Genomic DNA, 18,151 nt, shown 5'->3' with positions numbered 1-18,151 from the left:
AGATTATTTTTTCAAATTAAGCTAGTGAGGTCTGAATTTGATTTTCAACGAATGTTAATTATCTTGCAGGAATTCGTTTAGTAATTTTTGGAAATCTTGGACGACTTCTCGGTGATTATCTTTTCGTTTGACGATAGAGCAAGCGATTCCTGATGTTTCTTCAAAGGGAATCCATGTGAGATTTGGTGTATTGTCCTTTAAAAATCCTGGGACGAGGCAAACCCCACGACCAGATAAAATATTGGTAATGGTAGATGAGTGATTTGGGCTATTAAAGGTTTTTACTTGGGATTTAGAGATTACTTTTTTCTGAGCTTCTTTGAGTTCTTTGGGGCTGATTTGGCTGACCATTAAAGTTTGATTGTTGAGGTCAGTAGATTTAGCTGTTTTCAAAGTTGATAGGGGATGAGAATTTTCAACAACTAAGTAAATCGGGCTTTGGTATAAAAAGGTTGCTTCCAATTCTGTGATGTTTGGCAATGATGAAGTGATAGCCAGTGCTATGTCCAGTTGCCTGTTTAACAATTGTTCGAGAGCATCCGTAGCATTGAACTGCACATCAATATAGGTATTTGGGTGCGTGTGTGAGAAAATTTTTATGGCTTGAGGTAAAATAGGCAGAGCTTTAATGTCAAAAATAGCTAAGCGAATGGTTTCGTTATAACGGTATCCAAAATTTTGCCCACGCTCAATGGCTTCTTGAAGATGATTTTGAATTTGGCGTAAATCTTGTGTGAATTGTTTACCAGCAGGTGTTAAGACGGCGCCTTTTCCTGAACGCTCAAAAAGTTGAAATCCAATTTCATCCTCTAATGTTTTGATATGATAGGACAAGGTCGGCTGAGTGATATAAAGATTTTCAGCAGCTTGCCCGAAATTTAATGTGAGTGCTAATTCCAAGGCACATTCAATTTGTTTAGAATTCATCAATTCTCCTTATAGAAAAATTCTATCAATTATCTAAATTATCAGTTAGATATTTCTATTTTAACAGATTATAATAAAAATAGAAATTAAGAGAGGTGAAAAATATGGCTAAAGAAGTGATTGTTTTACTTGGAGCTGGCAAGATGGGGCTGGCTATTGTTAGACGGATTGCGAGCGGAAAGAAAGTTGTTCTCGGTGATTTAAGTTCAAAAGTTTTGGAGACAGCAAAAGAAGAACTTTTAGATGCTGGTTTTGATGTTGATATAAAAATTGTCGATGGTTCAAATCGTCGTTCTATAACAGAATTTGCAGAATACGCAGCGAGTTTCGGTCAAATTTCCCGTTATATCCATACCGCAGGAGTTTCACCTAATATGGCGAAGCCAGAAGATATTATTAAAGTTGATTTGATTGGGACAGCTATTGCTCTTGAAGTCTTTCGTGATTATATTGGAAATGGCGGAGCTGGTTTGGTGATTTCTAGCCAAGCAGGTCATATGATTCCTTTTGCGGCTGATTTTGAAAAACAATTAGCGCAAGTACCTGCTGATGAGCTTAGCGATTTAGCAGAAATCAAAGCGGTTGATAATTCTGGTTATGCTTATGGTATGGCAAAGCGTGCGAATATTGTCCGTGTTCAACATGAAGCAATCTTGTGGGGAGATAAAGGAGCTCGTATCAATACTGTGAGTCCTGGAATTATTATTACTCCGCTTGCTCGTCATGAATTGCAAGCACAGCCTGAATCCTACGCGCGCATGATTGAAGCTAGTGCGACAGGACGTACAGGAACGCCAGACGAAGTAGCGCGAGCTGGAGAATTTTTGCTTAGTGATGATAGCAGTTTTATTACAGGAACAGATTTGTTAATTGATGGTGGTGTTATGGCTGCTATTAAGGCAGGACGTTATCAATTAGGAATGTAAAAGGAGATAAAAATGGAACAAACTTATTTATCATTAAATAATGGCTTAAAAATGCCACAATATGGTGTTGGTGTGTATCAAGTTGCACCAAAAGATACGAAACAAAATGTATTAGAAGCTTTGAAACTCGGTTACCGTCATATCGATACTGCACATGCTTATCAAAATGAACGTGAAGTCGGTCAAGCGGTTAAAGAATCTGGGCTTAAACGTGAAGATATTTTTATCACTTCTAAACTTTGGCCAAGCGATTATGCAGACAGTTCTGCCATTGATAAAATGTTGGCACGTTTGGATACTGATTATATTGATTTGCTTTTGCTTCATCAACAATTTGGTGATTATATGACAGCTTATCAAAATATGGAAAAGGCTGTGGCAGAGGGAAAAGTCCGTTCAATCGGACTAAGTAATTTTGAGTCAGAACGTTTGGAAGAAGTTTTGGAAGCAGCTACGATTAAACCAGCAGCGCTGCAAGTTGAATGTCATCCTTATTACCAACAAGATGAGCTTAAAAAACGTATTGCACCTTACGGAACAATCATTGAAAGTTGGTATCCATTGGGGCATGGCGACAATGCTTTGTTAAATGAGCCGCTGTTTCTCAATTTAGCAGACAAATATGGTAAAACACCAGCACAAATTATCTTACGTTGGCATATTCAAGCTGGAAATGCAGTCTTTCCACGCAGTTTACATCATTTAGATGAAAATATTGCTATTTTTGATTTTTCATTAACAGATGAAGAAATGAATCAAATTAAACATTTAGACAAAGGAACTCGTTACTTTACCATGACGTTAGAAGAGCAAGAAAGAGCAATGGGTTCTTGGAAGCCAGCGGATTAGGAGAGAAAATGTCTGTCGAAGAAGAAATTATTGCCATTCATAAGCGGATAAATGAAGCGATTGTTGCGCGTGATTTTGAATGGCTTGAGCATTATTATCCTGATGATATGGTAATTCGTCATTCTGGCGGTGTTACTCAAACTAAATCGGAATGGCTGAAAACGTTGAAAGACGGGACATTTCGTTATTATGATTATCATTTGTTTGAAGCCAATGTGACACCAATCGGAAAAGAACGTGCCATTCTAAGTTTTCGAGCAACTACGGATGCTTCGATTTACGGCTATCGAAAAGTATGGAAAATGCAGTTTGATACAACGTTCAAAAAGATTAATGGCGAATGGAAGCCCACATGATAACACAAAAAAGTTCCTTTCAAGAGAGAGGAACTTTTTATTGATTATTTTTCCTACCTGAGATAATCATAGTGATTCCTAAAATGAGGAGGCTTGAAAAAACGCAGGTGCCTAGGATAATGGTAATGAGCCAGCTAAAGTAGGCATCGGCTGGACCACTGAATTGTCTTAGCATCATGGTTTGAAGGAAAAAGAGTGAAAAGAGTGAAGAAGCAAAGGAAATGTTTTTGCTTGCCTTGAGATAAGCAGAGCTACTTCTACGAAGGCGAAATAGCTGAATCATTGAACTGATGAAATTAATAAAAGTAGCTAGTGCAATGAGATAGACTAAAAATGGATAGGCAACTCCGATATTGTCATCGTGTTGTGAAACAAAAATGACCATGATATGGAAAATAAAGGCAGCTATAATCAGAAAGTAGCCGACATATTGATAAAATTTCCAGCTGTTCCCTTTGTTGCGCTGCATACTTTGTCCTGTGTAAAATTTCGCGATTGCAAAGAGTAGGTGGTAAGCGGCGTAGATGAGATACCAGACAGATTGCAATGCAAAACATGACACCAGCGACATGATGACATAAAAAGCATTATAAATAGCACCTGTTGTCATGGAAATTCTTGCCTTTAACCAATTATTTTTTAAGAGTGCAAAATGATTTAGAAAAAGACGTATGAGGCAGATGATTAGCCAAGTATCAAGCGCAGCTATTATTCCTGAAAATACGGATAGAAAATCAACGAGTATAACATTGCTAAGGCGGTGAGAAATTACCAAAGCGCCAGATATTATCATCAGTAGATTAAGTCCTAGAAAAATCAAGCGATGCTTTTTAAATAACACAAGTGATTTTTGAATAGTCTCCAAAAGCCCCTCCTAAAAAATAATAGTATGAATGATTTTGATAATGTAGGTAATGTCGTCGTGGCAATCGTCCATAACCCAGTCATAGATAATCCGACGAATACCAGCGGTGTAGAAGTGTGTCATGTAGCGAATCATCTTTTCATCGGTAAATCCCTTGGCGTGGTAACGATTGAGAAACTGCTCGTTAATATGCTGTTCAACAACTTTCTCATGCTGAAAATCAGTGGGATTTTTGAGGTAGATTTTATAGAGTTTTTGATGATTTTTAATGTAAGTTAGGTAAGGCAGAAGATAGTAAGAATCAAGCAAACTGTCATGCTCTTTTTCAGCTTCAAAGGTTTCCTGAAGTGATGCAAATTCGGCTGTGAAAATATCTGCAAGGTAAGCCATAGCATCCTCTAGTAAATCAGATTGATTGTCATAGTAGGCATAAAAAGTGGAGCGGTGAACACCTGCCTCTTTGCAGATTTTACTGATTGAGATTTGGTCAAAATCAAAATCGTCTAGTAATAGAATTAAACTTTGTTTGAGTTTTTCTTGAGCAGAATGCGTCATAAATGTCTCCTTATTTCTAAAACCATTTTAACAAAAAAATCTTACAAGGTGTATGTTGAGCTATTATTTTTAGACATTTAAATCCGACAAATTATTGTAAAGGTGCTACTTGCTCTCAGCTGCCCTAAAAGTGAAAAGTAAGAAGGCTTGATTTTTTAATAAAAATAATCTCCTAAGCTAAAAAACTTAGGAGATTTTATGTGGGTTATAAATCAATTTCCAAGACAATTGGTGTGTGGTCTTGGCGTGCGCCTGAGTCAATCATTTCTGATTTTGTGATTTTGTCTGCGATACGACTTGATATGAGCCAGTAGTCAATACGCCAGCCACTATTGTTGATTTTGCTTGTTTTGCTACGTTGCGCCCACCAGCTATAAACATCAGGAATATCGCCATGGATGTAGCGGAAAGTGTCGGTAAACCCTTTTGCTAGTAAGTTGGTGAATCCTGCACGTTCTTCGTCGGTAAAGCCAGGAGAACGACGGTTTGAACTTGGGTGTGCCAAGTCAATTTCTTTGTGAGCGACGTTGTAGTCACCTGTTGCCAAGACAGGTTTTACTTGGTCTAATTCTGCCAAGTAATCCGCATATTTTTCGTCCCAGATTTGACGTTCAGCCAAACGTTTTAAACCGTCACCAGCGTTTGGGGTGTAAACTTGTGTGACGAAAAATTTGTCAAATTCAAGGGTGATAATGCGCCCTTCACTATCCATGGTGTCAGGAGCACCGATTTCAGGATATGAAATGCTTGGTGTCAAGCTACTTTTGTAGAGAAACATGGTACCAGCATAGCCTTTTCTGGCAGGCTCAACAGATGAACGCCAAGAGACCTCGTATTCAGGAAAATAATCTTGCAAAATTTGCAAATGCTTTTTGGTCGGACCTTTGGCTGACAATTTTGTTTCTTGAATGGCAATGATGTCAGCGTTTTCAGTAATCAAGGTGTCAATAACAGCGCGAGACATAACAGCGCGTGCAGAATCGCTAGTCAAAGCAGCGTTAAGTGAATCAATATTCCACGAAATAAGTTTCATAACTAAGCTACCAGAACCTTGTAGGAAAACAAGATTCTCTTCTTTCTAAAAAAATCTAATCGTTACCCCCTATTTTAACAAAAAAAGAAACAGTACGCGACTTTGATGATTTGAAAGGTGGTTTTTTCTTACCATAAAAGATGAAGAAAGTGTTATAATCTATTTAGAAAAATATCTAAATAGATTTTCTAAATAACGAAGGGAGGCAGCTATGGGATTTGCAGAGACTTTTAAAGCGTTATCACACCCAATTCGGCGAGAGATTCTGGAGTTATTAAAATCAGAACGCTTGCCAGCAGGTGATATTGCTGGACATTTTGACGTTGCAGGTGCAACAATTTCTCACCACCTTAATATTTTGAAAAAGGCTGGTTTGGTTGTTGAGAAACGTGAGAAAAATTTTATCTATTACGAATTAAGTACGTCAGTTTTAGAAGATATTATGACATGGTTAGCGGATTTAAAGGGGGAGTCAGGAGATGAAGATTAATAAAAAGAGTTTGGTTAAGACAAGTCTTGTCATTCTTTTACCAGTTCTTATCGGAATTTTATTGTGGAATCAATTGCCAAGTCAAGTGGCGACACATTTTGATATTAGTGGAAATATCGACGGTTATAATAGTAAAATTTTTGCCATCTTTGCTTTTCCGATACTTTTCTTACTTTTTCAATTGATTGTGCTAGTATCGTTAGAAAAGGATTCTGTTAAAGCTACCACGCCAGCTCGTATGGTAAAGATATATGCGTGGCTCATTCCTTTTCTTAGTTTAATTGTCCAGTTGTCGATTTATGCGAATGCACTTGGAGTTATCAAAAGTAGTCCGGCACTTGTAACTGCTTTTCTGGGCATCATCTTTATTTTTATTGGAAATTACCTTCCTAAAACACAACGAAATTATACGATTGGCATTCGTTTGCCATGGACACTTTCTGATGACCGCAATTGGTATAAAACGCACCGTTTTGCTAGTAAGATTTGGGTGCTGGGTGGCTTGCTTCTTTTATTTGATAGTTTTTTCCAACTTGCTTTGCCTTATGTTTTGGGTGGTGTTATTGGTTTAATGGTTATTGTGCCAGTGCTTTATTCGTTTGTGCTTAGTCGTCACTCAAGCAAGTAATTTCAGGTAATAATGTGTGATTTCAATAGCTTCGAGGTCTGGTTGGGCGTGTAGCCACCAGCTAAGCGTTGTTAAAAAAGTATCAATAATATATTGGTCCAACAGTTGGTCAGGTAACGCGTTTTCTTTAAAGTAAATGGGCTTAAGAATGGGAACCAAATATTTTTGAAGTTCTGCTTGTAGACTGCGACTAAAATAATCGTCTTCCAGCTGGTAAAGGGTTGTCACTTTATCAGCATTTTCTTTGAAGTGTTGGTAAAGGTGAGTTACTTGCTCTTCAAGGCTGCCTTTGTGTAAGGATTGGTTGGTTTGATGTTCAGCAAGCGAAGAAGTCACAAAAACGTGTTGAAAAAGCTGTTGACAAACAGCGATTAGCAAATCATCTTTGCTCGTAAAATGACTATAAAAGGTTGAACGACCAATATTAGCTTTCTGACATAATTCGCCAATGCGAATATCGTGAAATGATTTTTGGGCTAATAAATCAAAAAATGCGGTAAAAATGGCTTCCTGTGTTTTGACTTCCTGACGTGTCATGAGATTTCTCCTGAAATGGACATTTTTTCTTTTTTGTCTATTATTGAACATTATAATATTTTTGCGTATGGTTTTAAAGTTAAAAGTTTAAGATAATAGAGATAATTTAAAGAAAGAAGTAATCTTATGACAAATACATTACATAAATCCATTTTAAATCTTGCGATACCAGCAACGATTGAAAATATTTTACAGACCTTGGTGGGCTTTATTGATACCTTGATGATTGCAAAGCTTGGCTTGACAGCGGTGACAGCAGTAGGTGTTTCTAATACAATTCTTAATGTTTACTTAGCGGTTTACATTGCCATTGGGGTTGGAAGTTCAGCACTGGTATCGCGAAATATTGGTGCGAAAAATAGCAAAGCTGCAAAAAGCGTTGCTGTTCAGTCGATTTATTTAGGACTCATTGTTAGTTTGGTTTTGGGACTGGTAGCGGTGCTGTTTGGACATTATCTTTTACTTTGGATGGGGCTTGATGCAACAGAATTGGCAGCAGCCAAAACTTATTTTTACCTTGTTGGCGGATTGACGTGTTTTAATAGTTTGATGACTGTTTTAGCAAGTATTATTCGTGCAACTGGTGATACCAAGTCGCCGATGACGATTTCAGCTATCACAAATGTGACGAATGTCTGTGTTGACTATGTTTTGATTTTTGGGATTGGGTCGTTTGCTGGACTTGGAATATTGGGGACGGCGATTGGAACAGTAATTGCCAGAATCTTTGGAACGGTTTTGTTGTTTAAAAAATTACAATCTTCGGCACTAGCCTTGAAAAGAGAGGATTTAAGGTTTGGAAGTCGTGATAAGGAATTGATTTTCTTGACCATTCCGGCGACAGCAGAGCGTTTGGTCATGCGTTTGGGACAAGTGGTTTATATGAGCTTGATTGTTGCGATTAGTAGTAAAACGTACGCCAGCCATAATATTGCAGGTTCAATTGAATCATTTGTTTACATGCCAGCTTATGGTTTAGCAACGGCAGCAGCTGTTTTGATTGGTATGGCAAAGGGTGAAAAAGATTATCATAAAATTCGTCAAGTTGGTTTTTGGTCAACCCTTTATGGCGTTGTTATCTTAGGATTTTTCGGGCTATTTCTGTTTTTTGGTGGAGCTTATTTTGCCACTTTCTTTACCTCTGATAGCTCTGCGATTGCCCAAGTGGGCATTGCTTTAAAAATTGATGGTTTTATCCAACCTGTTTTGGCGATTAGTTTGATTTTAGCGGGAGCTCTTCAAGGAATGGGGGATACCAAAACGCCTCTTTACAGCACAATTATTGGCATGTGGGGAATACGCGTGGTTGGTGTATTTCTCTTAGGACAATATCTTGGTTTAGGCATTGCAGGTGTTTGGTTATCGATTCTAATTGATTTAGCCATTCGAGCTATTTTTCTATCTTATCGCTTTAATAAAGTCACTAAAATCTTGGCGTGATTGCCAGGATTTTTTCGCATTGTTATGCGATTTTACCTATAATCAGCTATAAATTTATGTTATAATAAAGTGTTATCAATAAAGGAGTTTCATTAGCTCCTATTTGAAAGGAAAGAAAATGACTAGTAAACAACCATTTTACATTACAACACCTATTTATTATCCATCTGGTAAGCTTCACATTGGTTCAGCTTATACAACAATTGCTTGTGACGTTTTAGCACGTTACAAACGCATGATGAACCACGAGGTTTTTTATTTGACTGGTCTTGATGAACACGGTCAAAAAATTCAACAAAAAGCTGAAGAAGCAGGAATTACACCACAAGCTTATGTTGACGGTATGGCTGCTGACGTTAAAAAACTTTGGGAAATGCTTGATATTTCTTATGATAAATTCATTCGTACAACTGATGATTACCATGAAAAAGTCGTTGCTGATGTTTTTGAAAAATTGTTGGCACAAGATGATATTTATTTGGGTGAGTATTCTGGTTGGTACTCAGTGTCAGATGAAGAATTTTTCACAGAAAGCCAATTAGAAGAAGTTTTCCGTGACGAAAATGGAAAAGTCATCGGCGGGATTGCCCCTTCTGGACACGAAGTAGAATGGGTTTCAGAAGAATCATATTTCTTACGTCTTGGAAAATATGCTGACCGCTTGGTAGAATTTTTCCATGCACACCCTGATTTCATCCAACCTGATGGTCGTATGAACGAAATCATCAAGAACTTCATTGAACCAGGTCTTGAAGATTTGGCTGTCAGCCGTACATCATTTACGTGGGGCGTTAAAGTGCCTTCAAATCCAAAACACGTTGTTTACGTGTGGATTGATGCGCTTCTTAACTACGCTACGGCACTTGGTTATGGTCAAGAAGAACACGCAAACTTTGATAAATTCTGGAACGAGGGAACAGTTTTCCATATGGTTGGTAAAGATATTCTACGTTTCCACTCAATTTACTGGCCAATTATGCTCATGATGTTAGACATGAAATTGCCTGACCGCTTGATTGCCCACGGTTGGTTTGTCATGAAAGACGGTAAAATGTCTAAATCTAAAGGTAATGTGGTTTACCCAGAAATGCTTGTCGAACGCTATGGACTTGACCCACTTCGTTATTACCTCATGCGTTCACTTCCAGTTGGTTCTGACGGAACATTTACGCCAGAAGATTACGTTGGACGTATCAATTATGAGTTGGCAAATGACCTTGGAAACCTTCTTAACCGCACAGTTGCCATGATTAATAAATATTTCGGTGGCGATGTTCCAGCTTACGTTGAAAATGTCACAGCATTTGATGCTGATTTGGCAGGTGTTGTCGAAGAAAAACTCGCTGAATACCATAAACAAATGAACGCTGTTGATTACCCACGCGCACTTGATGCGGTTTGGAGCATTATTTCACGTACAAATAAATACATTGATGAAACAGCTCCTTGGGTTCTTGCAAAAGATGACGCTAAACGTGATGAACTGGCAGCAGTAATGGCTCACTTGGCAGCTAGTCTTCGTGTGGTGGCTCACCTTATTCAACCATTTATGATGACAACATCAAATGCTATTATGGAGCAACTTGGTCTAGGAAGTGACTTTGACCTTGAAAATCTTACCCTTGCAGGCTTCCCAGAAGGTGTTAAAGTTGTTGCCAAAGGAACACCAATCTTCCCACGCCTTGACATGGAAGCTGAAATCGACTATATCAAAGCTAACATGGGTGGAGCAGCAGCTGCGACAGAAGAAAAAGAATGGAATCCAGCGGATGTTGAGCTAAAAAATGAAAAGAAAGCTATCAAATTTGATGACTTTGACAAAGTAGAAATCCGTGTCGCAGAAGTCAAAGAAGTATCAAAAGTTGAAGGTTCTGAAAAATTGCTCAAATTCCGTCTTGATGCTGGCGACGGGGAAGACCGTCAAATCCTTTCAGGAATTGCAAAATTCTATCCAAATGAACAAGAGCTCGTTGGTAAAAAATTGCAAATCGTTGCTAATCTGAAACCACGTAAAATGATGGGCTTGCTTAGTCAGGGAATGATTCTATCGGCTGAACATGATGGCAACTTGACTGTTTTAACAGTTGACCCAAGCGTGCCAAACGGTAGCCAAATTGGTTAATAGTTGTCACAAAAGATAATGAAAATACTCAGTACCTATAATGGTAACTGGGTATTTAACTTGTCTTTTTATGAAAAGAAATTCGCAAAAAATGAAAATAAATTTCAAAAATGACAATTAATTTTCATTTAAGTTTCCTTTGATAATTTTTAATGGCGAATTTTATTATGGTGAATTAGAATCGAGAAAAACAAACATGACTTTAAAAATCTTATCACGAGAAGATTATGAACAAGTGAGTGCCACATTTAAAGAACGTTCGTTTATGCAATCTGTTGAAATGGCGGATTTGCTTGAAAAACGTGGGTTTGACATTACTTTTCTAGGTTTGGAAGTAGATGGAGCTATCCAAGTGGCGGGTGTTTTGTACAGCATGCCGATGACAGGCGGACTTCACATGGAAATCAATTCGGGTCCTGCTTCGACAGATACGGCTTATCTGACTGAATTTTACAGAGAATTACAAGCTTATGCCAAGGAAAATGGGGCGCTTGAACTGATTGTCAAGCCTTACGATACTTATCAAACATTTGATAGTCACGGTGAGCCAAATGACGACGAAAAGCCTGAACTGATTACGTATCTGACAGAACTTGGCTATCACTTTGATGGTCTGCAAACTGGTTATCCTGGTGGCGAGCCAGATTGGCATTATGTCAAAGATTTGACAGGATTGACACCTGAAACGCTTCGCAAGTCATTTAGCAAAAAAGGACGTCCGCTAGCTAACAAAACAAATTCTTTTGGTATTAAAGTGCGTCGTCTAGAGCGTGATGAACTCCACATTTTTAAAGAAATTACAGCATCAACTTCAGAACGTCGCGAATACATTGATAAACCGTTAGATTATTATGAAGCTTTTTACGATAGTTTTGGTGATAAATGCGAATTTATGATTGCAACGATTAATTTCCAAGATTATCTTAAAAATCTTCAGGCTAGCCATGAAACGATTGCTTCTGAACTAGCTGTTTTAAATCAAAAAATTGCTGACGGTGTTAACTCAGCTAAGGTCAATAAACAAAAGGCACAGTTAGATAAACAAATTGCAACCTTTGATGTTCGTATCAACGAAGCCAAAGAGTTAATTGAAAAACATGGTTCAGAAGATGTGGTTTTGGCAGGTAGTCTCTTTATTTACACACCGCAAGAAGCTGTTTATCTCTTTAGTGGCTCTTATACGGAATTTAACAAATTCTATGCACCTGTCGCCCTTCAAGAACACGTGATGACAGAAGCATTAAATCGTGGCATTCATTTTTACACTTTCCTTGGTATTCAAGGGATTTTTGACGGTAGTGATGGTGTTCTTCGTTTCAAACAAAACTTTAATGGCTATATTGTCCGCAAAATGGGAACATTCCGTTATTATCCACGTCCAATGCTACACAAAGTAATCACGCTTTTAAAGAAAATCTTAGGACGATAACCTATGAAATCAATCTATATTAGATTGGTTTAGACTGGAGAAAAAGTTTTTTCTGATACTTTCTTTAAGTTCCTCGCTTTTTTATTTCTAGGCTCAGACCTCAAACCATCCACTGGATGGTTTGAGCCGTCGGCAAGTTCAATAGTCCAGTGGACTGTTGAAGGAATCCAAGGAATTCCTAAGAGTCGCAGTGGTTGACTGGCAGTTCTCATTTTGCTTCGCAAAATTGCGACCAACCTAGTCAACTGTGCGGGGGTGGTACAACGAACTATGAATATTGGGATTCTGTACACTCCCTCAAAACTTACGGATGGCTGATTTTATTAATATTTTAGCCATTTTCACCACGGTAGGAAGTGTTGCTTTTGTGTTCGCTTTACTCACAAATAATTCTGAAATTAACTAGAAATAATAATTTTTTGTAACTTATTTCTAGTAAAAAGTAGCTTTGTCAACATCTAGAATCAACCTATCTTGGGTTGATTTTTTTATTTTCACTATTTTGCTTTACATAATAGTGAAAATGTATTACAATGATAGTAAATTAACTAGTTTGTAATACATACTAGTCTAAAAAAGAGGGAGGTTGGTATGCGCGAAACACAGTTGCTAAAAGGGGTGTTAGACGGTTGTGTTCTTCAAATCATTGCCAAAGAGGATATTTATGGCTATGAATTGGTTCAGCGATTGAAAGCGGCTGGTTTTACCAATATTGTTGCAGGAACGGTCTATCCACTTTTGCAAAAATTGGAGAAGAAGGAAATGATTACGTCATGTATGAAACCTTCTCCAGACGGTCCACCACGAAAATATTTTCAAATAACGGTAAAAGGAGAAGCGTATTTAGCAGATTTTTGGGATGAATGGCACGATTTGGTTCACAAAGTGTCACAATTGGAGGCGAAAAAGAAAGATGGAAGAGATTATTAAGTCGTATTACACGGAAACTAAGAAAGTTTTGGATAGCTTATCTCAGTCAAATCGAGAGTATTTTGAAAAAGTTGAAGATTACATGATTTTTTCAGGCATATTTTATGATGAAATTTCACTGAGAAAAGTGATTTTGCAAATGGCTCTTGATTTAAAAGATGCTGAGCAAGATGGTCTGACAGCAGTGGAATATTTTGGAGACAATCCCAAGAAAATGGTAGATAATGTCATTCGTGAGGCGAAAGTCGATACGAGAATATCACAAATAAGCTTGTTTACTATTTTCATTGGGGTGATTTGCTATTGTCACTTTTTGAGTGATTTTTCTTCAGATGGTTTAGTAACGATTAACGTTTTTGAATACCTAAGTAGTGTTGTTTTTGGATTTGTTGTTATGGCTGTCTTTTTGACTTTTTACAAGCAAAGCATTTATGGGCTGACATTGCGTAAAGATAAGTTGGGTAGCTATCTTACGATTGTAGTCATAGCAGCGCTTATTATTGCCCTTGTTTACCTGTTTGACCGATTCAGAATGGTATTTGTCGGACCAATTTATACCTTCTCAACGCTTGTGAGTATCGTGATAGCTAGCATTTTGGTGATTGGTGGCTTGTTTTTGGTGACCAGAAGAAAACTATTTCGAGTATTTATACCAGTAATCGTTGGCTACTTTTTGGCAGGCATTTTAGCGCTAGTCATTAACACAGCAGGCATTCAACATAACGTGCTACAATTTGCTCCAATCATCGTTATTTGCCTTAGTTTACTGGTATTTCTAATCATGTCTCGATTACTAATTTTTAAATGATTTTATCAATTGCAACGAGCTTACGAGCTCGTTTTTTGATATACTAGACTTAGTAAAATCAAGGAGAAAGAAATGACTTTTGAAGAAATTTTGCCTGGTTTAAAGGCTAAGAAAAAATATGTCCGCACAGGCTGGGGTGGCGCTGAAAATTACGTTCAGCTATTTGACACGCTTGAGCAAAATGGCGTGGTATTACCAGTGACACCGTATTTTCTCATCAACGTTTCAGGTGACGGTGAAGGCTTTTCCATGTGGTCGCCGACCCCATGTGACGTTCTAGCAACTGATTGGGTTGAAGTCCATGACTAAAGTTCTCATCACAGGCGTTAGTTCTGGCATTGGACTCGCACAAGCACGACTTTTTTTGAAAAATGGCTGCGCGGTATATGGCGTTGACAAATCGCAAGCGCCTCAGATTCAAGATGACAACTTTCATTTCTTGCAGTTGGACTTGACGACGGATTTAGCTGCGCTGTACGATTCTGTTCAGGACGTGGATATTTTGTGTAACACCGCTGGAATTCTCGACGCTTACAAGCCTTTGCTTGAAGTATCAGACGACGAATTGGAACGTGTTTTTCAGACCAATTTCTTTGCGACAGTCAAAATTACACGCCACTATTTAGCCAAAATGGTGGAACGAAAATCTGGTATCATCATCAACATGTGCTCAATTGCGTCATTTATCGCAGGTGGTGGCGGAGCAGCTTACACCGCTAGTAAACACGCTCTTGCAGGCTTCACGCGCCAGCTGGCACTTGACTATGCTAAGGATAAGATTCAAATTTTTGGTATCGCACCAGGTGCGGTTAAGACAGCCATGACAGCTAGCGATTTTGAACCTGGAGGATTAGCTGACTGGGTAGCCCAAGAAACACCAATCGGACGTTGGAGTAATCCCGAAGAAATCGCTGATTTGACAGAATTTTTAGCATCAGGCAAAGCAAGCTCCATGCAAGGCGAAATCATCAAAATCGACGGCGGCTGGAGTTTGAAGTAGTTATCGGTTATTTGCAAGCGTAGTAAATAGCATATTTAGAAACGAGATTTTAGCAACGGGTAGATAAACAATTCGGCATTGCTTCAAAGGTAGAACAATGAAAGGGAGGCTTCAAAATGAAGAGGAGAAAACCATAGTGGGAAATTCTGTCAAACGGATTGTAGGAAGAAGTAAGACAGAAAAGAATAGGAGATAACCATGAACGCACAAGAACTTTGGAACAAGTATAAGAAAATCAATCCTTTAATCGGAGATGACATTGACGCTTGGCAATTTGGGCTAGAAGCTGATTTGTTAGCGAAGCTAGTCCTTGAGGGCACAAAAACGGCGACGGCATCAGCTTATGACTTATATGCTGTTGATAATGACCCGCTACCTGAAGTTGGGTCTTATGATGTGATTTTAGATAGCAAAGACCAAGCAGTTTGCATTATTCAGATTAAAAAAGTCTCTGTTGTACCTTTTAAGGAAGTCTCGGAGAAGCATGCTTTCAAAGAAGGTGAGGGTGACAAATCGCTTGCTTACTGGCGAGATGTTCACGAAGCATTTTTCAAACCCTATTTTAAAGAATGTGGGTTGACATTCACACCAGAAAGCTTAATCGTTTTAGAAGAATTTGAAGTGGTTTATCCCACAGTTTAGCAAGATACGATAGGAGGAAATTCATGAAATTAGCCATTTTAGGAACAGGAAAAATTGTTGACGAAGTGTTACCGGTTTTAAAAGAAATCAATGGCATTGAGTTAAGTGCTATTTTATCAACACCACGAAGTCTTGAAAAAGCACAAAAACTCGCTGAAATTTACGGCATTTCTCAAGCAAGTAGCGATTATGATAGCATTTTGGCAAATCCAGACGTTGACACCGTTTATGTGGCACTTCCAAACCACTTGCACTATGATTATGCTAAAAAAGCACTTCTTGCTGGGAAACACGTCATTTGTGAAAAGCCATTTACATTGACTTTAGCAGAATTTGAAGACTTGGCAAAAATAGCAGAGCAGAACAATCGTATTTTGTTAGAAGCTATTACCAATCAGTACCTTGGCAATTTTGCAGCTATTAAAGGCAATCTGGCTAAGCTTGGTGATATCAAAATCGTTGAATGTAATTATTCACAGTATTCTTCACGTTACGACGCCTTCAAACGTGGCGAGATTGCGCCTGCCTTTGACCCAGAAAAAGGTGGCGGAGCACTGCGTGACCTTAATATTTACAACATTCATTTGGTAATTGGCTTATTTGGTAAACCTGAAAAAGTACAGTATTTGGCAAATATGGAACGTGGTGTGGATACCTCAGGTATCCTAATCATGGATTATGGTCACTTTAAAGCTGCTTGTATTGGTGCCAAAGATTGTGCAGCAGAGATTAAATCAACGATTCAAGGCAATAAAGGCTCAATTGCTATTATTGGCGCTACGAATACCTTGCCAGAATTAGCTTTAAGCTTGAATAATCAAAGCATGACAATGATTAATGAAAATACCCTAAATCACCGTATGCACGATGAATTTGTTGCTTTCCAAGCCATTATCGAGCAAGAGGACATGACGGCTACAAAACTGGCGCTTGAGCATAGCCGTGCCGTTATGGAAGTCTTGGATGCAGCCGTTAACAGCTTGTAATGGTTAGAATGTGCACCTTGATTGCCATAAAATTAAGCTCAAAATAAGTAAATGTGATATAATGGAGTAGCTTGTGTGAGAAAAATAAAGGAATGTAACCTTGTTTATCCCACAAAACTACTCTATTTTTTAAGGAATTAGTTATGTCAAATTATGCAATTATTTTAGCTGCTGGTAAGGGAACACGTATGAAATCTGACTTGCCAAAAGTCCTTCATAAAGTTTCTGGCATTACAATGTTAGAACACGTTTTTCGTGCCGTATCAGCTTTGAATCCAGAAAAAAATGTGACGGTTATTGGGCATAAAGCCGAAATGGTTCGTGAGGTTTTAGCTGATAAATCAGAATTTGTCATGCAAACAGAACAACTCGGAACTGGTCATGCGGTCATGATGGCAGAAGATGAATTGGCTGGTCTTGAAGGTCAGACCCTTGTTATCGCTGGTGATACACCGCTTATCACTGGGGAAAGCTTGAAAGAATTAATTGATTTTCATGTTAGCCACAAAAACGTTGCCACAATTTTAACAGCGACAGCCGAAAATCCATTTGGTTACGGACGTATCATTCGTAATGAAAACGGCGAAGTGCTTAAAATCGTTGAACAAAAAGACGCTTCTGAATTTGAACGTCAAGTCAAAGAAATCAACACAGGAACTTATGTCTTTGACAATAAACGCCTTTTTGAAGCGCTTAAAAATATCAACACTAACAACGCCCAAGGGGAATATTATTTGACTGATGTCATTTCAATTTTCCGCAATAATGGTGAAAAAGTCGGAGCTTACGTGCTTCATGATTTTGATGAAAGTCTTGGTGTTAATGACCGTGTGGCACTGGCGACAGCAGAAGACATTATGCGCCGTCGTATCAACAAAAAACACATGGTCAACGGTGTGACTTTTCAAAATCCAGCAGCAACTTACATTGATGTTGACGTTGAGATTGCACCTGATGTGATGATTGAAGCCAACGTTACCCTCAAAGGAAATACTAAAGTTGGTTCAGGGTCTGTCTTGACAAATGGTACTTATCTTGTTGATGCAACAATTGGTGAAAATGTCGTTATCACAAACTCAATGATTGAACAATCTGTTGTTAAAGATGGTGTAACCATTGGACCATTTGCCCATGTTCGCCCAGATTCAACGCTTGAAAAAAATGTTCACATTGGTAACTTTGTTGAAGTAAAATCATCTATCGTTGGTGAAGATACTAAAGCAGGACATTTGACATACATTGGTAATGCGACCGTTGGAAGCGAAGTTAATTTTGGTGCTGGTACAATCATTGCCAACTATGATGGTCAACATAAATTTAAAACAACCATTGGTAACAATGTGTTTGTTGGAAGTAATTCAACAATCATTGCACCAGTTACTTTGGGAGATAACGCTTTGACAGCAGCAGGTTCAACGATTTCTGATGACGTTGAAAAAGATGCTTTAGCGATTGGACGTGGTCGTCAAGTTAACAAAGCAGGCTATGCCCTTAACAAACCACACCACCCAAACAATAAAAAGTAAGCATATTTTAGGAGGTTTAAATCATTAAGCTGTACTCTAAACATGGGCAATTTTTGCTTATATTCAGGGGACAGCATTAACTTGATTTGATCTCTTTTTTAT

20 protein-coding genes are annotated in these 18,151 nt (G+C 38.3%); 15 read left to right on the top strand and 5 right to left on the bottom strand.

The annotated features are described in order from the left end of the window. Positions 1-54: 54 nt before the first annotated feature. Positions 55-927, bottom strand: coding sequence for a LysR family transcriptional regulator (locus BTR42_RS09655; protein WP_077497507.1), 873 nt, complete (start codon positions 925-927; stop codon positions 55-57). 104 nt (positions 928-1,031) lie between these two features. On the opposite strand from BTR42_RS09655, the gene BTR42_RS09650 reads away from it, so the two are divergent. From BTR42_RS09650 to BTR42_RS09640, 3 genes are read left to right on the top strand one after another with little or no spacing between them, the layout of a single operon-like run. After that, positions 1,032-1,853 (top strand): SDR family oxidoreductase, encoded by an 822-nt coding sequence (locus BTR42_RS09650; RefSeq protein WP_077497505.1) that lies wholly within the window; start codon positions 1,032-1,034, stop codon positions 1,851-1,853. A gap of 12 nt (positions 1,854-1,865) precedes the next feature. Next, positions 1,866-2,702 (top strand): aldo/keto reductase, encoded by an 837-nt coding sequence (locus BTR42_RS09645; RefSeq protein ID WP_074658017.1) that lies wholly within the window; start codon positions 1,866-1,868, stop codon positions 2,700-2,702. Positions 2,703-2,710: 8 nt separating this feature from the next. Then, positions 2,711-3,058, top strand: a complete 348-nt coding sequence (locus tag BTR42_RS09640; RefSeq protein ID WP_077497503.1) for a nuclear transport factor 2 family protein — start codon at positions 2,711-2,713, stop codon at positions 3,056-3,058. 37 nt (positions 3,059-3,095) lie between these two features. Here the strand turns inward: BTR42_RS09640 and BTR42_RS09635 are convergent, their stop codons facing one another. The 3 genes from BTR42_RS09635 to BTR42_RS09625 form a co-directional block, all read right to left on the bottom strand. Next, positions 3,096-3,923 (bottom strand): beta-carotene 15,15'-monooxygenase, encoded by an 828-nt coding sequence (locus BTR42_RS09635; protein WP_077497501.1) that lies wholly within the window; start codon positions 3,921-3,923, stop codon positions 3,096-3,098. A gap of 9 nt (positions 3,924-3,932) precedes the next feature. Beyond that, positions 3,933-4,478 carry a TetR/AcrR family transcriptional regulator gene (locus BTR42_RS09630; RefSeq protein WP_012962364.1) on the bottom strand — a complete coding sequence of 182 codons (546 nt, stop codon included), beginning with the start codon at positions 4,476-4,478 and terminating at the stop codon, positions 3,933-3,935. A 205-nt stretch (positions 4,479-4,683) separates the two neighbouring features. Continuing rightward, a complete protein-coding gene (locus BTR42_RS09625) occupies positions 4,684-5,511 on the bottom strand; it encodes an exodeoxyribonuclease III (RefSeq protein WP_077497499.1) in 828 nt (275 codons plus the stop codon). A gap of 211 nt (positions 5,512-5,722) precedes the next feature. Between BTR42_RS09625 and BTR42_RS09620 the strand changes: the two genes are divergently transcribed. Both BTR42_RS09620 and BTR42_RS09615 read left to right on the top strand, forming a co-directional pair. After that, a complete protein-coding gene (locus BTR42_RS09620; protein ID WP_077497497.1) occupies positions 5,723-6,001 on the top strand; it encodes an autorepressor SdpR family transcription factor in 279 nt (92 codons plus the stop codon). Next, the gene (locus BTR42_RS09615; RefSeq protein WP_077497495.1) at positions 5,991-6,629 is read left to right on the top strand and encodes an SdpI family protein; all 639 of its coding nucleotides are present in this window, start codon (positions 5,991-5,993) and stop codon (positions 6,627-6,629) included. The genes BTR42_RS09620 and BTR42_RS09615 overlap by 11 nt, the downstream gene beginning before the upstream one ends. On the opposite strand, the gene BTR42_RS09610 is transcribed toward BTR42_RS09615, so the two are convergent. Beyond that, positions 6,618-7,166, bottom strand: a complete 549-nt coding sequence (locus tag BTR42_RS09610; protein ID WP_013852164.1) for a TetR/AcrR family transcriptional regulator — start codon at positions 7,164-7,166, stop codon at positions 6,618-6,620. The two genes, BTR42_RS09615 and BTR42_RS09610, sit on opposite strands and share 12 nt — an antisense overlap. Positions 7,167-7,292: 126 nt before the next feature. Here BTR42_RS09610 and BTR42_RS09605 point away from each other — a divergent pair, with 126 nt between their 5' ends. The 10 genes from BTR42_RS09605 (at position 7,293) to glmU (ending at position 18,049) form a co-directional block, all read left to right on the top strand. Next, positions 7,293-8,606 carry an MATE family efflux transporter gene (locus BTR42_RS09605; RefSeq protein ID WP_077497493.1) on the top strand — a complete coding sequence of 438 codons (1,314 nt, stop codon included), beginning with the start codon at positions 7,293-7,295 and terminating at the stop codon, positions 8,604-8,606. A gap of 118 nt (positions 8,607-8,724) precedes the next feature. Beyond that, positions 8,725-10,728 (top strand): methionine--tRNA ligase, encoded by a 2,004-nt coding sequence (gene metG, locus BTR42_RS09600; protein ID WP_077497491.1) that lies wholly within the window; start codon positions 8,725-8,727, stop codon positions 10,726-10,728. A gap of 196 nt (positions 10,729-10,924) precedes the next feature. Then, positions 10,925-12,157 (top strand): aminoacyltransferase, encoded by a 1,233-nt coding sequence (locus BTR42_RS09595; RefSeq protein ID WP_077497489.1) that lies wholly within the window; start codon positions 10,925-10,927, stop codon positions 12,155-12,157. Between the two features lie 591 nt (positions 12,158-12,748). Next, the gene (locus tag BTR42_RS09585) at positions 12,749-13,087 is read left to right on the top strand and encodes a PadR family transcriptional regulator (RefSeq protein ID WP_009854732.1); all 339 of its coding nucleotides are present in this window, start codon (positions 12,749-12,751) and stop codon (positions 13,085-13,087) included. Beyond that, the gene (locus BTR42_RS09580) at positions 13,071-13,895 is read left to right on the top strand and encodes an ABC transporter permease (RefSeq protein WP_077497487.1); all 825 of its coding nucleotides are present in this window, start codon (positions 13,071-13,073) and stop codon (positions 13,893-13,895) included. The genes BTR42_RS09585 and BTR42_RS09580 overlap by 17 nt, the downstream gene beginning before the upstream one ends. 72 nt (positions 13,896-13,967) lie before the next feature. Next, on the top strand, positions 13,968-14,204 hold the full coding sequence (locus tag BTR42_RS09575; RefSeq protein WP_077497485.1) for a DUF2829 domain-containing protein: 237 nt from the start codon (positions 13,968-13,970) through the stop codon (positions 14,202-14,204). Beyond that, positions 14,197-14,895, top strand: a complete 699-nt coding sequence (locus BTR42_RS09570; protein ID WP_013852161.1) for a 3-oxoacyl-ACP reductase — start codon at positions 14,197-14,199, stop codon at positions 14,893-14,895. Before BTR42_RS09575 ends, BTR42_RS09570 begins: the two co-directional genes overlap by 8 nt. A 198-nt stretch (positions 14,896-15,093) precedes the next feature. Continuing rightward, positions 15,094-15,537, top strand: coding sequence for an ASCH domain-containing protein (locus tag BTR42_RS09565; RefSeq protein ID WP_077497483.1), 444 nt, complete (start codon positions 15,094-15,096; stop codon positions 15,535-15,537). A 23-nt stretch (positions 15,538-15,560) separates the two neighbouring features. After that, a complete protein-coding gene (locus tag BTR42_RS09560; RefSeq protein WP_013643323.1) occupies positions 15,561-16,523 on the top strand; it encodes a Gfo/Idh/MocA family protein in 963 nt (320 codons plus the stop codon). Positions 16,524-16,666: 143 nt separating this feature from the next. Then, positions 16,667-18,049 (top strand): bifunctional UDP-N-acetylglucosamine diphosphorylase/glucosamine-1-phosphate N-acetyltransferase GlmU, encoded by a 1,383-nt coding sequence (glmU, locus tag BTR42_RS09555; RefSeq protein WP_009854727.1) that lies wholly within the window; start codon positions 16,667-16,669, stop codon positions 18,047-18,049. The last annotated feature ends 102 nt before the right edge of the window (positions 18,050-18,151 follow it).

Origin of the sequence: Streptococcus gallolyticus subsp. gallolyticus DSM 16831, from assembly GCF_002000985.1 — a bacterium.
GTDB lineage: Bacteria > Bacillota > Bacilli > Lactobacillales > Streptococcaceae > Streptococcus > Streptococcus gallolyticus.
Note: the sequence above shows the minus strand (reverse complement) of the source record. Positions and strands in the feature narration are given on the sequence as shown.

What these genes read in the sequence shown, in the direction of transcription:
- BTR42_RS09655 (WP_077497507.1), bottom strand. Translation starts at nt 927, where the DNA reads ATGAATTCTAAACAAATTGAATGTGCCTTGGAATTAGCACTCACATTA.
- BTR42_RS09650 (WP_077497505.1), top strand. Translation starts at nt 1,032, where the DNA reads ATGGCTAAAGAAGTGATTGTTTTACTTGGAGCTGGCAAGATGGGGCTG.
- BTR42_RS09645 (WP_074658017.1), top strand. Translation starts at nt 1,866, where the DNA reads ATGGAACAAACTTATTTATCATTAAATAATGGCTTAAAAATGCCACAA.
- BTR42_RS09640 (WP_077497503.1), top strand. Translation starts at nt 2,711, where the DNA reads ATGTCTGTCGAAGAAGAAATTATTGCCATTCATAAGCGGATAAATGAA.
- BTR42_RS09630 (WP_012962364.1), bottom strand. Translation starts at nt 4,478, where the DNA reads ATGACGCATTCTGCTCAAGAAAAACTCAAACAAAGTTTAATTCTATTA.
- BTR42_RS09625 (WP_077497499.1), bottom strand. Translation starts at nt 5,511, where the DNA reads ATGAAACTTATTTCGTGGAATATTGATTCACTTAACGCTGCTTTGACT.
- BTR42_RS09620 (WP_077497497.1), top strand. Translation starts at nt 5,723, where the DNA reads ATGGGATTTGCAGAGACTTTTAAAGCGTTATCACACCCAATTCGGCGA.
- BTR42_RS09615 (WP_077497495.1), top strand. Translation starts at nt 5,991, where the DNA reads ATGAAGATTAATAAAAAGAGTTTGGTTAAGACAAGTCTTGTCATTCTT.
- BTR42_RS09610 (WP_013852164.1), bottom strand. Translation starts at nt 7,166, where the DNA reads ATGACACGTCAGGAAGTCAAAACACAGGAAGCCATTTTTACCGCATTT.
- BTR42_RS09605 (WP_077497493.1), top strand. Translation starts at nt 7,293, where the DNA reads ATGACAAATACATTACATAAATCCATTTTAAATCTTGCGATACCAGCA.
- metG (WP_077497491.1), top strand. Translation starts at nt 8,725, where the DNA reads ATGACTAGTAAACAACCATTTTACATTACAACACCTATTTATTATCCA.
- BTR42_RS09595 (WP_077497489.1), top strand. Translation starts at nt 10,925, where the DNA reads ATGACTTTAAAAATCTTATCACGAGAAGATTATGAACAAGTGAGTGCC.
- BTR42_RS09585 (WP_009854732.1), top strand. Translation starts at nt 12,749, where the DNA reads ATGCGCGAAACACAGTTGCTAAAAGGGGTGTTAGACGGTTGTGTTCTT.
- BTR42_RS09580 (WP_077497487.1), top strand. Translation starts at nt 13,071, where the DNA reads ATGGAAGAGATTATTAAGTCGTATTACACGGAAACTAAGAAAGTTTTG.
- BTR42_RS09575 (WP_077497485.1), top strand. Translation starts at nt 13,968, where the DNA reads ATGACTTTTGAAGAAATTTTGCCTGGTTTAAAGGCTAAGAAAAAATAT.
- BTR42_RS09570 (WP_013852161.1), top strand. Translation starts at nt 14,197, where the DNA reads ATGACTAAAGTTCTCATCACAGGCGTTAGTTCTGGCATTGGACTCGCA.
- BTR42_RS09565 (WP_077497483.1), top strand. Translation starts at nt 15,094, where the DNA reads ATGAACGCACAAGAACTTTGGAACAAGTATAAGAAAATCAATCCTTTA.
- BTR42_RS09560 (WP_013643323.1), top strand. Translation starts at nt 15,561, where the DNA reads ATGAAATTAGCCATTTTAGGAACAGGAAAAATTGTTGACGAAGTGTTA.
- glmU (WP_009854727.1), top strand. Translation starts at nt 16,667, where the DNA reads ATGTCAAATTATGCAATTATTTTAGCTGCTGGTAAGGGAACACGTATG.